At 63.4% G+C, this 13,467-nt stretch carries 12 protein-coding genes; 2 read left to right on the top strand and 10 right to left on the bottom strand.

What is annotated here, in order from left to right:
* Nucleotides 1-17: 17 nt before the first annotated feature.
* Nucleotides 18-929 carry a phosphate/phosphite/phosphonate ABC transporter substrate-binding protein gene (locus ACZ5T9_RS03765; protein ID WP_464833925.1) on the bottom strand — a complete coding sequence of 304 codons (912 nt, stop codon included), beginning with the start codon at nucleotides 927-929 and terminating at the stop codon, nucleotides 18-20.
* A gap of 847 nt (nucleotides 930-1,776) precedes the next feature.
* Here ACZ5T9_RS03765 and ACZ5T9_RS03760 point away from each other — a divergent pair.
* On the top strand, nucleotides 1,777-2,244 hold the full coding sequence (locus ACZ5T9_RS03760) for a hypothetical protein (protein WP_464833924.1): 468 nt from the start codon (nucleotides 1,777-1,779) through the stop codon (nucleotides 2,242-2,244).
* 66 nt (nucleotides 2,245-2,310) lie between these two features.
* Here the strand turns inward: ACZ5T9_RS03760 and ACZ5T9_RS03755 are convergent, their stop codons facing one another.
* Genes ACZ5T9_RS03755 through ACZ5T9_RS03730 form a run of 6 tightly spaced genes read right to left on the bottom strand, consistent with a single transcriptional unit; the run spans nucleotide 2,311 to nucleotide 5,770 of the window.
* Nucleotides 2,311-2,691, bottom strand: a complete 381-nt coding sequence (locus tag ACZ5T9_RS03755) for a hypothetical protein (RefSeq protein WP_464833923.1) — start codon at nucleotides 2,689-2,691, stop codon at nucleotides 2,311-2,313.
* A 15-nt stretch (nucleotides 2,692-2,706) separates the two neighbouring features.
* On the bottom strand, nucleotides 2,707-2,913 hold the full coding sequence (locus tag ACZ5T9_RS03750) for a hypothetical protein (protein ID WP_464833922.1): 207 nt from the start codon (nucleotides 2,911-2,913) through the stop codon (nucleotides 2,707-2,709).
* Nucleotides 2,904-3,311: a hypothetical protein gene (locus ACZ5T9_RS03745; protein ID WP_464833921.1), complete on the bottom strand. Its 408-nt coding sequence runs from the start codon at nucleotides 3,309-3,311 to the stop codon at nucleotides 2,904-2,906. Before ACZ5T9_RS03745 ends, ACZ5T9_RS03750 begins: the two co-directional genes overlap by 10 nt.
* A gap of 16 nt (nucleotides 3,312-3,327) precedes the next feature.
* On the bottom strand, nucleotides 3,328-3,687 hold the full coding sequence (locus ACZ5T9_RS03740; protein ID WP_464833920.1) for a TubC N-terminal docking domain-related protein: 360 nt from the start codon (nucleotides 3,685-3,687) through the stop codon (nucleotides 3,328-3,330).
* A complete protein-coding gene (locus ACZ5T9_RS03735) occupies nucleotides 3,684-4,943 on the bottom strand; it encodes an AAA family ATPase (protein ID WP_464833919.1) in 1,260 nt (419 codons plus the stop codon). The genes ACZ5T9_RS03740 and ACZ5T9_RS03735 overlap by 4 nt, the downstream gene beginning before the upstream one ends.
* Entirely contained in the window at nucleotides 4,940-5,770 is an 831-nt protein-coding gene (locus ACZ5T9_RS03730; RefSeq protein WP_464833918.1) for a bifunctional DNA primase/polymerase, read from the bottom strand. Before ACZ5T9_RS03730 ends, ACZ5T9_RS03735 begins: the two co-directional genes overlap by 4 nt.
* Before the next feature lie 471 nt (nucleotides 5,771-6,241).
* On the opposite strand from ACZ5T9_RS03730, the gene ACZ5T9_RS03725 reads away from it, so the two are divergent.
* The gene (locus ACZ5T9_RS03725) at nucleotides 6,242-7,165 is read left to right on the top strand and encodes a CGNR zinc finger domain-containing protein (protein WP_464833916.1); all 924 of its coding nucleotides are present in this window, start codon (nucleotides 6,242-6,244) and stop codon (nucleotides 7,163-7,165) included.
* 1,203 nt (nucleotides 7,166-8,368) lie between these two features.
* On the opposite strand, the gene ACZ5T9_RS03720 is transcribed toward ACZ5T9_RS03725, so the two are convergent.
* From ACZ5T9_RS03720 to ACZ5T9_RS03710, 3 genes are all read right to left on the bottom strand, one after another.
* A complete protein-coding gene (locus ACZ5T9_RS03720) occupies nucleotides 8,369-9,124 on the bottom strand; it encodes a DUF3800 domain-containing protein (protein ID WP_464833914.1) in 756 nt (251 codons plus the stop codon).
* Between the two features lie 44 nt (nucleotides 9,125-9,168).
* Nucleotides 9,169-9,423, bottom strand: coding sequence for a hypothetical protein (locus tag ACZ5T9_RS03715; RefSeq protein WP_464833912.1), 255 nt, complete (start codon nucleotides 9,421-9,423; stop codon nucleotides 9,169-9,171).
* A 90-nt stretch (nucleotides 9,424-9,513) separates the two neighbouring features.
* The gene (locus ACZ5T9_RS03710; protein WP_464833911.1) at nucleotides 9,514-12,603 is read right to left on the bottom strand and encodes a type ISP restriction/modification enzyme; all 3,090 of its coding nucleotides are present in this window, start codon (nucleotides 12,601-12,603) and stop codon (nucleotides 9,514-9,516) included.
* Between the last annotated feature and the right edge of the window lie 864 nt (nucleotides 12,604-13,467).

Raw genomic sequence — 13,467 nt, 5'->3', positions numbered from 1 at the left:
CGCCGGCACCGGTGTACTCAGTCGGCCAGTTCTTCCAGGTTGATCCCCATGTCCTTGGCCACGTTGCGGATGATGTCAAAGTCGCTGTCCTTGGCGTCGGTCAGGCCCTCGATCTCGTAGATGTCGAAGAGGACCTTCTTGCCCTCTTCCGTCTGGGCAATCTTGGCAAAGGCGTCGTGGATGCGCTTCTTCAGATCGTCGCTCAGCCAGCTGGCCACCGAGATGGTGTCGTTGGGGATGGGGTCGGTGTAGGCGATGACCTTGACCTTGTCCATCACGTCGGGGTAGTCGTCCTTGAGCAGGGTGCGAGCGTCTTCAAAGCTGGCGCCACCGTCCGTCTGGCCGTTGTACACGCTGAGCACGGCCCCGTCGTGGCTGCCCGCCATGATGGCCTCGATGTCCTTCTCCGGGTCGATCCCGTTCTTGAGCAGGTAGTGGGCCGCGAACAGGTAGCCGGAGGTGGAGGCGGGGTCCACGAAGGCGAACTTCTTGCCCTTCAGGCCCTGCACGTCATTGATCCCGCTATCCGCCCGGACGAAGATCTGCGCCCGGTAGCTGTCGTTGCCGTGGCGCACGCTCTTGAACATGACCTCCACCGGGTCGCCGCGGTCCTTGGCAATAACGTAGGCAAAGGGGTTGAGGAAGCCGATGTGGACCTGCTCGTTGGCCATGGCCTCGACCAGGCCGATGAAGTTGGTGGAAACGAAGACCTCGACAGGAATCCCCAGCTCGTCGGAGAGCATCTTCCCCAGCGGTTCGGCCGTCTCCTGAAGGGTGGTCGCGTTCTGCGAGGGGACGAAGCCCATGACCAGCTTGTCAGGGTCCTTGGGCTCCTCCGCTTGCTGGTTGCCGCCGCCGCAAGCGGACAGCACGAAGGCCGCGACCAGTAAAAGGGCCACCAGGATCGAGGCGGCTTTGCGCTTCGGCACGTCCGGAAAGCCTCCTTATTGATGCCCTAGTCGGCTGGCGAGCCGGGTGCCGGCAACCCGGCTCGTCCAAACCCAGATGTTGTTTGGCGACCGGCGGCCGACTTCCTTCCGGTGGCGCGCGGAAAGTCGCCGGGAATGCGTGGGGCCGCGGGGCCTCCTCCGGCACCCCGCTCCGGTACCCCTGCCGGACGAACCGGCCCACGGCATCGCTCGGCGAACCAGCTTTGGTGCACCACCACCGTGGAGGGGAGGCAGTGGTGCACCGGGTCGCCGGATGCCCGCGGCCACCTTCGTGTCTAGTGTAGGCAAGTGGGCTTGGTCCAACCCGTCCCCTGCGGTGGCGAGCACCGACGCAACGGTAAGGACCTGCGAATGCGGCGGGGGGCAAAGGAGGAGAAACATACCGGGGGTAAACAATCAGGACCGGATGGTGGCTTCACCAACCAGTCCTGGTTCCCGTAGTGTTCCCTTACGCGCCAGCGGCCCATCCTGGCCCGTTCAAGAAATCCTTCTGTGGTGCGACTTTCTTCACTGTGGGCGCGGGAGGACTCGAACCTCCGACCTCTTGAATGTGAGTCAAGCCCAGCGCTTTTCTTCCCTAATGTTGATTAGTATTCGTCAATCTAGCCGCATCCAATTGCGTTCTGCCGCTCAATTTCCCGTTTATTACAACGAATTTCGCGCCCGTCCACCGCCGTCCGTCTACATGCGTTGGAAAGATGTTGGAATGGGCGCCGCCCGAGAAGCCTTTGCGGAAGCGGTTTTCCGGCGACGCGCGAGGCGGAAGCTCGCATCCGGCCCCCCGGGAGACTGGCGGGGCCGCGAGAGATATGGAGGGTGATGCGGCATGTTCCTGCATGGCCAGGCGCCGTGGAGGTTGCACGTTCTGCGCAACGGGAGGGCGGAGGTCCATGAGTCCCCGGCGGTGGCCGGCGTACTGGCGAAGCTGGCCGAGGCCGTCGGCCGGGCGGCCGAGGAAGGCGGTGGAGTGCGGGTCCACCTGGAAAGCCCCTGCGGGCACGTGGTCTTCGCAGGGACGGCCGGCAGGGGGCTGAACTGGGAGACGGCCGCAGTGGTCGAACGGGTGCGCGAGGAGATGACGGCGGACCCCGAGGGGTGGGCGGCGTGGGTCGAGGACGCCGAGGCGGGGCTGGATGCGGTCGAGGCGGCCGTCGCGGGGCTGGTGTGCCTCGACGACGCCCCCACCGCGCTCGCGCGGCGGGTCCTGGCCCACTTCTTGCGGCAGGTCAACGCCGCGGTGGTGCAGGAGTTCGTGTTCGCCCTGGCCCGCCACGGGGACCCCGCCGCGCGGTGAGGGCGGCGCGATTCGGGGACGTGCAAGCCAAAGGGGCGCCACGCAGGCGCCCCTTCTCTCTTCAATTCAACCGGTGACCAGTCCCCTGAGAGCCGGCGTGGCACGGATGACGTCGGGGCGCCCCCGGGCCTGTACGGGCTCGCCGGGGAGCGACCCCGCGAACCCGCGCGCCAGGATGACGTGCCGCGGCGCGCTGGCCCCCGGGCGCGGGCGCTCAAGCCAGGCCTCAACGAGTTCGCCACCCTGAATCAGTTCGTCGAGCATTGCCCGCACCGCGGCGCCGGCGTACAGGCCGCCCACCCGCTGGCGGAGGACCTGCCAGCGGACCGCCCCGGGGCCATACCGCGGCGGCTCGCCGGCGGCGACGGCGCGAAGGATCGCCCGCCGCAACAGCTCCTGGCGCCCGACCGGCGGCGGAATTGCGCCCACCGTGACGATCGGCTCCATGTCCGTCACTCCCTGTTATTCGACCACGACATGGTCCGCCGTGACGAATCGCTCTCCGTCAACAGTGATGATGCGGCCTTCGATTCGCAAGGTGATCGCCTTCCCTTCCCCCATGATGGAAACGGCACCCGGCAGGTCGGCCACCCGGAGCAGGAGCAGGTGGCGCCCCATCGCCTCGCGGGCATAGTCGACCGCGATGGTGTCCCGTCGGTTCAAGTCCATCGCGAATCCTCTCCTCTCAAGAGCGCGGCCGCCCGTGACAACGCCCGCACGTGCGCCACGCGGTCCCCTGCGGCGGCCGCCCGGGCTGCGGCCCGTACGGCGTCCTTCAGGGCCTTCTCGCGCTTGGCACGCCCCGCCCGCTCTGCCGCCGCCGCCTCGGTGGCCGCGGCCTCCGCAGCGCGGCGCCGGGCAAACTCTTCGATGGCTTTATAGGCGCCCTGTCGCGCCCGCCAGCTCGCTGCGGCCTCCGCATGGGCCACCAGGGCCTCCACGGCCTGTTCCACGCCGGCCTGCAGCAGGCGCTCCAGGTCGGGAGGCGGAGGCTCGCCGTCTGCGGCGGCAAGCTCACGGGCCCGGGCCGCAAGGTCCTGCCAAAACGTTGCCGGCTCCTTTCTCACCACCACCACCCCTTTCTCAATTCGCGCTCAACCGCCGGCGGCGGGCGGCCGCGGGAGGGCCGCGGCCCCGGGCGGGTGACCCCTCCGCCCGGCGGCGCAGCCACTCGGGGCAGTCGCGCCAGCGAATCTCGTGCACCTTGCCCGTGAACGGATCACGAACCGCCACCCATCCCCATTGCTCCTGCCACGCCTCCAGCGGCCAGTACGGCGGCCAGCCCTGAAGCAGGTTCGCCAACTGTCTCGCCTGCTGGTGCATGGCCCGGGCCGACGCCGGGGTCAACGCGCCCTTGGGTGCCCGGAACCGCAGGGCGCCATTCTCAACCCACAGCCGCACGCCACGGCGGCGCAGTTCGTCCAGCAACTCTGCGGCCGTCATAGCGGGATGGCCCCCTCTTCAAACTCGCCGTCGTCATCCCCGCTGGCGCCCATGTGTGCCACACTCTGGCTTGGCACAGTTGGCACAGTTGGAAGAAAGCCTTGCGCCATGCGGGTTTCTTGGAAGTGTGCCAACTGTGCCAGCGAATTGTTTGTCACGGTTGGCCCGGTATCTGTGCCAGGCGTATCGGCCAGCTCCCAGACCCACGCGGGGCCCACCTTGCGAGTGCGAACGCCAACCTGGCGGGCGGCGCGCCACAGGGTGCGCTTGCTGGCGCCGATCTCGACCGCCGCGCGCTCTTTGATCTCGCCAGACGACACCGGTCCCTCGGCCAGGACCTCCAGGAGCCATTCGACGGCCCGCGGCAACTTCGGCTCACCGTCATGCTCCACCCGCGGGGCCAGCAGCGCCTCCGCGTCCACGTCCGCCGTCCCTTCCCAGTAGAAGGCGCCCTCCCGGATGCTGTACGCCAGCGAGGGCCCCTTCTCGGCCAGCGATGATTTGACGTGCGCCACCACCCGCCGGGCGCCCGTTTCATCGTCCGGGTCCTGGCCAACCAGCAGGATCGAGCGGGCCGCGGCCGCGAAGTCGATGCTGCCCAAGCCCCGATGGATGGCGCGGTCGGTTGAGGCCTTGGCGAGATGGCGAACCAGCAGGATGGCGCACCGGTACTCCTCGGCCAGGCGCGCAAGCCCGGCCAGTACGCCCCGCACCTCATTGGCCCGGTGGATGTCCACCCCGGCGCCAATGAACCCTTGCACCGGGTCGATGACCACCAGCGCGGGCCGATGCTGCGCGATGGCCGCTGCCAGGATGTCCACGTCCTGAAGGGTGACGGCCCCGGTCCGCTCGCGGCCCTCGTCGTCGCGGCCCTGCCAGCCGGTCAGCGCGAAGACCCGCTCCGGATCCGCACCCGCCGCATCCAGCCGCGGCCGCAGCGTATCGCCCAGGCCGTCTTCGGCCGTCAGGTACAGGACATTGGCCGGCTCCCGCCACTCGCGCGGCACGCCGTCCGGCCCCGGCAACGGTTCGCCCCGCGACACGCCCGCAGCAAGCCGCAGGGACAGCCAGGTTTTCCCCACGCCAGGGTCGCCTTCAACGATCGTCAGCTTGCCCAGGGGGATGTAGGGCCTCCACAACCAGCGGACCTCTTCGGGGTCCACGTCCGCTAGCCGCTTGACGGCCGGTCGGCGCTCCACCACCCGCCCTGAGCGGCCCTCAGCCAGTAGCGCCAGCGCGGACAGGTCCAGGTTCACGCCGACCGCCCCCCTGCCGGCAGCCCCCGCCGGGCCGCTTCGCGCTTGGCGATGCTGGCGACGACGCGCAGGACCTCTTCGGCCGGCAGCGGCGGCTTGAACCGGGCCTCGTTCAGCGCCAGCAGAAGGGCCGCCGTCGCGTAGCCGTCCACGCCGCGCCGGAGCAGGTGGCCCGCCAGCCGTGCGACGGTGACGTTCCGCTGGCCTTCCTCCACCCCGAAGGCCGCCAGCCGACGCCACTCCTCCGGCGGCGTGGCCCGCCGCTCATCGGCCCCGGCCAGTACTAGGTCCAGCAGCCATTGCGGCGCCGCCGCGATGGGGACCTCGCCCGGCCGGCTGGACAATTCCCAAACATAGCGCCGGCCGCTCACGTGAAGCGATGGTGCCGCCACGACGAAGCCGCCGTCACCGCGCACGTCCAGCCCCCGCGCCAGGGCCACCTTGTTGGGCACGGGACGGCCCGGATACCGGAACAGGAGATGGCGGCCGCCGCTCCCCGTCAGGGCCTCGACGGTTTCCGGGAGCGGGCCATGTTGAGCCTCCAGCTCCCGCAGGGACTCATCACCGCCTTCGTCAATGTCCAGAGCCCAGATCGTGCTCGCCTGCCCCGTGGCGATGCCGACGTTGGCCCACGGCCAGCGGGTCCACCAGCGGCGGATTGTGTTGGCGTCTTTGGTGGCGTCATGGACGCCGCGGGGCGTCAGCGGATGTTTTCCGGGGCTCGCGCAATCGGGCCGGCCGCACGTGCAACGTCCCTCGCGGATGGAGTGCAGCGGCAGGACGGACCAGCCGAAGCGGGCGGCGTACGCCAGCGCGGCCCGTAGCATCCGGTCCGGTGCCGCGTCGCCGTTTCGCTTGCCTTCCGATGGCGGTTGGAGTACGCTGGGGGTCGAAGGGCTCGTCCCCTCAACGCCCGCCCCGGCCGCCGCCGGGGCTTTTGCTTTAGTTGGCATCACGTTCGTCAGCCCCCTCGTCGCCCCCCGCTTCCCCCTCAAGCTCCTCAAGCACCCTCCACAGATCGTGCACTGTGCACCCTGCAAGACGCGCAGCCTCGACTGCGGACACCATGAGCCGACGGCCCACCCGGCGGACGGGAATGGCTCCCGATGCGGCTGCGGCATACCACGCGCTCCGGCACCGGCCGGGCATGAGGAGCGGCGCGGCGACGCTCAGCGGAATGAGCAAGGGCCTCTTGACACGACCAGTCATGGTCAGGCACAACCTCCCTTCACGTGTTGCGTCCAGCCTGTTTCAGGCATATCATGAGGGGGTACAAAGGGATACAGGGGGAGGAAACGGTGGGAGGCCTTGCCCTTTCCTTCGAAGTCGTCTGGCGGCCACAGCTCCCGGCAGAAGTGCATTACGCGAAGGAAGAAGGAGCAGCTGCGCTGCTCTTTCTGAGGGATGTTCGACCCGCTGACCCTGGCGCAGGCAGGCGCCTGCTCGAAACCGCGCGCTTTTGGAGCAACATTCGCAGGGGCTTCTTTGCGGCCCAAAGTCGGAATCTGGAAGAACTCGCAACCCTCTATCGGACGGTGGGGCTCCTGGGATTCGAGCATGAACCGCGCCTGGGCTTTGACACCCCATCTGACGCCTTTCGCGCCGCCGGGCTTGAACCGCCTCCGGATGCGGACGAAAACCCCGACCACTGGATCGTCGTGAGCGCACAGGAGATCATTGACTACCTTGAACCGTTTCGGGATTTAACCGCGCTATGGGACAACTTGCGGGCACAAAAACAGCCATCGTCGCTGGCCGACATCACGTTTGGCGGAACCCATCCGCGCGTCTTCTCACTTGGCGACCACGAAGACGAAGATCGGGAGGAACGCGAGCTGGCGGGCTTGATCCACGTGGACCGGAAGGGACATGTGAGGGGCGTTGTCGAGCGCATCGGCGACGACGAAGACGAGCATTGGGTAATCCAGCCCCCCACGGATTACGATGCTGTCGCATCTGCGTGGCGGGCGCTAAGCGTGCGCTTCCGTCAGCTCGCCAGGGACGTGACGATCGTGTTGGGGAATGGTCCACAGCTCAGCGTAAGACCTCGCGGGGCACGCGGGGCAGCCCTCCTTCACTGGCTGTCCACCGCTTTTGTACCGCCGCGGCGGTGTGCATCTGCAGATTGTGACAACTTGGTGCCACCCGGTCGTCGCCTCTATTGCAGCGCTCGCTGCAAGAATCGCGAGAAAATGCGGCGTCGGCGTGCTCGACACCGATAGCGAACGATAGCCTGAGAGATGAAGGCGGCGCCCGGCCCTTGGGTGAGAGGCCCTACCCGTAGGGGGCGCGCCCGCAGGGCATCAATCTCGTCACGGGCCTGCGCTACCGCGTCATCCACTGTGCCGCACACAGTTAGCCAACCTTTCAACTGCAGGACCGTATCCCTCGCCCGCTCCGTGGAGTTGCGGTGGCCGACAGCAACGGCCATGCCCCAACGTGGAGTTTGTGCATAGAGCCAGGTTTCGCGGTGTCCCACAGGTTGTGGGCCGGCACGTACACAGGTTAGCTCGGGATAAGGACGGCATCGCGTGCGAGTAAGGGGGGCAGGCATAAGCCCGCCCCCGTACCGAAAGTGAAGGAGTTGTTCTCAGAGCCCGAAGGTGATGGGGAATGTCATGTCGTTGATGTTCGGTTTCCCCGCCTACCCGCGCCTCCGTGCCTGATGTTCGGCCTCATTGAATAGCTCCCTTTCTGGGTCGTCCAGGCCGTCCGATTAGCCCTCGCAGGCGTAGGGAACGTTGCTGATGCCAGTCGCGCAGCTTCCCAAGGTCGAACCGGACACACCGCTTCCCCATCCAGACGGCGGCCCCTATTCGGATTGCCTCGTAGTCCTTAGCCCACTCGTATACCGTGCGGCGCGATACTGAAAACTCGCTGGCAACCCTATCTGCCTTGACGAGCACATCCACCACCCCCCTTCTTGGCGCCTTACCGCTTAATGCGCGTGGGTGAATGCGAAGCGTGAGCGCATGGAGCGCTAGCAGCCACGAAGGTACGGTTTCGCCCAACGGAATTCTCCGGATCGGCGTTGGCCCTTTCTATGCAGCACGGGAGTGAGGACAAACCGGGGACGCGCAACGTGCCGTGCGAATCGCACGCATCTTCGTCGCGCCTCTTCTCCGGTGTGCCCACCAACCCTGACACCCCAAACGTCCATGCTGGGCCCAACGGGCGACTACCCGTACCGACTAGCGGTACTCGCTTGGACGTGAGTGACGCGGGTCGCGGGTCTCGTCTCCCCGCACACGTCTCCCGAGCCTCAAGTTGCCTCCCGATCTGATCCCTGCCCTGATTGACACTCCGCCGGCTGTAGCATAATATAGTAGTGCAGGCATGCGCGGGGTGCCCGGAAGGTCGCCGGAAAGGCGGCAGCGCCGAGGAGGCGTGGGATCCTTCCGCCCGGAGCCTGCATTTTCTTTTTTCTAGATTTCCGCTAACCATTCCCAACCTGCACGCCGACTCAGCGTCTGGCCGTCGGTGGGGAATAGCTTCAACCCGTAACCAAACAAACTACCCTTCTTCCTGTACAAGTGTGATCGGAGCCCAGCGAGGTAGCTAATTTCGACATTGCCATATCGATCGGGCTCAAGAGCTTCACTTATCGCACCGTTACAGATGTCGATCACCTGTAGATTCTTCACCTGGTCCTTATTCTTCGGCACAATCCGGTCGATAACCGGACGAATCTGATTTTTCGGATCCGCAATTAGCGTCGTAATATAACCCCTTAGCTCGTCATATGACAAGGATGACCTATGTTCAAAAATACAATCGACCCGTCCTCCCCTATCATCCACGTACCATGACACACGTTCCAACAGGTAACGACTAGCGTATAGATAAAGAGCGGGCGGTTTCTTAAGCTTATCGGAACAAAGATCTGGCTTATATACAGCTACATAAATTACGCAAAATGGCTTACCTGCGATTTCTTGGATCATTACTTTCCTCTGCCTGTGATCCCGACGCTTTCTCCAGTGCAGAGGCTTATGTGGTGGTAAGCCCAGCCGTACCTTTATGTTGTCGATTGCAGCAGCAACCTGTAGATCATGCTCCGCCGCCTCGAGTACTATTGCCCCCATAATGAACCAGCGGGTTGCACCTGAACCGTCCTCGTACCACGTAAAGCCCTCGTCACCAGACTCATCTATGTAAGCACGAAACCGCTTCCTGGTCACGGAACCGACCGCCCCCCAAAACAGCACCTTATCCCTAGCGACCATTATGACTCCTCTCTCATGACGCCTCCAGCATTGAATAACTGCCGCTCCAATTTCAAGACCAATGCGTTATCTCTGATAGTGTCTTCTACCTCTGACTGGTAAAGCACTACTTGCTGCTTTCGGCCGCGAATATCTACAAGAACTTCGAAATCCGGTGGTCGATACCTGACACCCTCCACCCGCACGGACTTGAATCCACGCGAAGCCTGGGCTGCAATAGCTGCAACGAATCTCGACAGGAAATCCTGATCCACGATAATATCCTCCCCGCAGGCATGGTGACCGTACACCCCCATCAGGCAGGCCCTTAGAAACACTCTTCTATCAGGCGACCCACGAATTCCTTATCGCCCATCACCCAGACTCAACTGCCTCTGTGTGTCGGCGTCTGCGGGCGGCTCACGCTCAGCGTCGCTGGGAGCCGGGAAGTCGTACTCTGTAAAGGTCTCACCGTCAATGATCCGGTCGAAAGCTTCGTTGAGTTCGGGCTCCAAGTCCAACGTCGCCTCTAACACCCAGAGTAGCTCGAGCAATTCCCTGGTCATGGTGACATCCCAGAAGGGCCGGATGTCGTCAAGATCCGACGAGTGTCTCCCCCCGCGGTCCTTCATTCGTCGGTCCAGCCACCGCTCCACGGGTCGGTAACCAGAGATAGAGAATTCCCAAACGTCAGGACGGACGGGGCCGAAGACGTGCTCACCAACGGTCAGCCTTTGTGTTACGGGATCATAATGAAAGTTGTTTGGAACCGTTGCCTCCGCGCTCCCCCGTACATGCTTAGCCATACCGCGTGGGATAGGTCCGAATTCGTCTCGCAGCCGTTCACCAAACGTATGCAGCCAAATAAGTCGGCGTCCCAACTGAGCCACATCTCGAAATAGACTTCCATTCATCGTGATAGGCACCCGGGGACCGGGCACCTGCAGCTCGTCGGCAAAGCGCGTCGTGTACAGCCGACAAAATAGGATGGCGTAGACATAGGCGAACAAATCTATCGGATCGACGTTGAAGTTAAAGTGTCCACTGAGCAGCTCGAGGACCCCTGCCGTGATGTTGGGCACCGTCCCCGCAGCATCTCTCCAAAGGGGAATTACGTCCTTGCCGCCAAAGCTTCCTCGAAAGTGGTGAAGATCAGGCACATATGCGCATACCACCGCTGCCGGCCCTTCACCAAGAGGAAACGCCAGTAAGGACGTCAGGTATATCTGCCGCGAACTATGCACCTTCCAAAGTGGCGGACGAAGATAGTCCGCCACCCGGGGATCAAAGATTATCCACTGGCGATCAAAAGAACGAAATGCGTAACGTTCAATAGCGGGACAGGGCGTGGACTCATCGAGTTCCGCGATTGACGGTAAGCGCCTGCCGTCGAAGTTTTGGTACCGGCGGTCGATCTTACGATCTCTCGTTTCCTTAAACAACTCCCGTCTCTCTGTTAGGGAACTCGTCATGAGGGCCTTCCAGCGCTCACGTAGAACTTCCTGGGATTCCCCGATAGGCCACGAACGCTTTATCTCGGCTCCCGAATGCTGCCACGGGAAAATGCTTGTAAGAAGGGGCCACTGGCTGTATCGCCCAGTTGTTGTTGGCAAGAAGCGATCGTGCCACCCATTGGGTACTTCCACCCATTCGAGATCTCTAAACGAGCGAATTCTCGAAAGCATAGTGAGCTTTTCCTCAGCTGTTCCACGAATGCGTGTATAATATACTTTTGCTGGCTCCTCTGGGCGGGGACGGCCGAACCGAACAGCGATCGCTATTGCCACGGGCGTCTGGATGGCGAAAACGTTCTCCTCCGGCCGCGGGCCCAGGGCGTCGCCTCCGAGGTCAATGATGTAAAGCTCGTCCACCGTCCGACGAAGTTTCTCGCGGATACCAACAAAGCCCGGCCCGGTCATGTAAGAGGACGCGGTAATGAAGGACACGATACCGGGACCATCATTAGCCTCAAACACTTTCCACAGAGCCCATCGCCAAAAATAAACGTAATCGTTATATAACGCCTTCAGATGAACGCCCAAACCGGCTTCTCGTGCTGGACGAAGAAACTCCTGCAAGAGAGAATGTTCGGCGTCCGGGTGATCAGGGTCGTTGTCCGATCCAAACCTAATCCAACCGCCCTTGCGGCGGACACCTTGGCCTTCGGAATCGATAACCTGACGGTCGTATGGTGGATTACCAATGCAGACGAGAATCGGAGTTTCTTTCTTGACATCCTGAGCACGCCTGCGCTCCATTGTCAACGGCGCAACGAGAAGGCTAAATTGGCCACCGCCGGCTTTCGGATCGTCCGCCGAGTAGGGGCTTTCCAATGTATCCGTTAGAAAGATTCGGCAGCCTTCCTCTGGAATACTGCCACCGTGTGCCTTAATACGTTCCGCCATCCGGAGATGTGCGACGGCATATGGTCCAACCAGCAATTCAAAGCCATACAGATTTCGTGCAGCCCTTGAGGCATAGCTAGGTACTGAGCCCGGACCTAGCACCTGCCGAACATCGGCGAGTCCTTCCTCCAGCACACCCAGCAGGTATGTGCCCGTACCTACGGCGGGATCGAGGACGTTCACGCCATCGTCCAAGAAAGAACACTGCTTACCAAACTTCTCCCGAAGGAGCTCCCCCACTAGGCGAACCTGTGCTCGCACGATCTGTGGGGGCGTATAGTAGACCCCCCGCTCCTTGCGCAGGTCATTGTCATAAACCGCGAGGAATTTCTCATAAAAGTAGAGCCACGGGTCATCGTCCCTGGAAAACGCCTTTGGGTCGATGGCGTTGACAACGCGCTCAAGAGCATCCACAGCCAGGGACACGGACTGTCGCGCGTTGTTCATGAGCTCAAGGGCCGTACCAAGTAGGGCGTGCTTTTGCTTGAGGGCTGCGGCGGCAAGGTCAGTGTTAACCGACGGCAGATCCTCCGTCCGTGCCAGAAGCAACGCGTATGTAAACGTCTGTGCGAAGGCGTCCGCGAAATCCGCCGTAGTAGCCTCAGGGAACAAGTAAGTTTGCCATTCTTGGCGAACCATCGTTAGGGCCTGATCCCCACGTTCGACCGCGTCCTGAACCTCATCACGGAGCAGGCGACACAGCGGTGCGATACGTTGCGCCAGTGCCTCTGCAGATCGTGGCACTTGTGGTTGCCAGGTTAGGAAGGCTAGCAGCAGGTCCACCAGAGGGCGAATCGTTTCTTCCTGGAGCCGGACTGCCTTTCCCCTCAGAATCGACTGCGGTAGCCCGGCGGCCTGCAGCAGTTCTCCCGTTCGATATAGGCGCCATTCGATGCCGTTGGTATAGATTACGTTTGGTAGAAGACGGAACCGCTCCCACTGTGCTCGGGTGTGCCCACGAAACGTAGATGGATCGATGGGTGTTCCCGGGGCCTTCAGCTCGATGTGTCCGATTAGAAGGGCACCTGCACCGTCTGTCCACACGCCCACGTCGGGCCGCCCCAAGCCCTGGACTTGGACCTCCGTCCGAACCTGCACATTGTGTCCGAATGCAGCCGCTACTTGGTTAACGAGTTGTGCCACCGGCCCTTTGAGTTGATCCTCAGGGTTGGCACCAAACGATGGGGCCGTAACCTCACGCAACGAGGTCGCGAAGTGACGAACAGCCTCAATGGCTTGACCCCTCACGGCGATACCACGCCCTCTTGAGGAATGTTAGCTAGTGTGTATTTTAGCACCGCCCATATCCATATCCTGCCGTCGCTCCACCTGAAGTACACCGGCCGGTAGCGTCATCTCTATCCGAACGTCTCCTTGTGTTCCTCATCGCCCGTGTTGCTCCGTCTACGCCGAGCAAGCATTGAACCAGCCAGGATGAACGCGGGCGGGCGGGCGGCACGCCTCGATTTGGACTACTGGATGGCGTTGAGCAGTGTCTGGATGCGTTCCAACGGAGTCTCGGGGAGTCAAGTTCAGCAGGCGTGTCGCGCGGAGTGACACCATTTGGTCGCGCCGGTCCGGACCAGTCAACGCACGGATCTCAGGTGGCCACCGGTGATGGATCGTTCCATCGCGCCTTCGGGGTCGCCGTGGGACCCCCGGCCCGCTTGCGCCGCCCGCGCCCCCCTGGCGGCACCCTTCCGAAACCCCGCCGCCCCTTGCCACCCGCCCCGTGGTGCTACCCGGTGGAACGTCACCGTATCCGCCGGCACGCCCACCCTGGGCGATGCCCCGCGGCCGCATGGCCCGCCCGCGCCGGTGGAGCCGCGCGCCGCACAGCTCCGGCGCCGCCACGAGAGAAGGCGACCCCTGCCCCCTGGCGCCGTGGCCCCCGGGGGGCTGGATTCTGCAGCG

The organism is Thermaerobacter nagasakiensis, from assembly GCF_055396825.1.
This window is presented reverse-complemented; position numbering and strand designations above follow the sequence as displayed.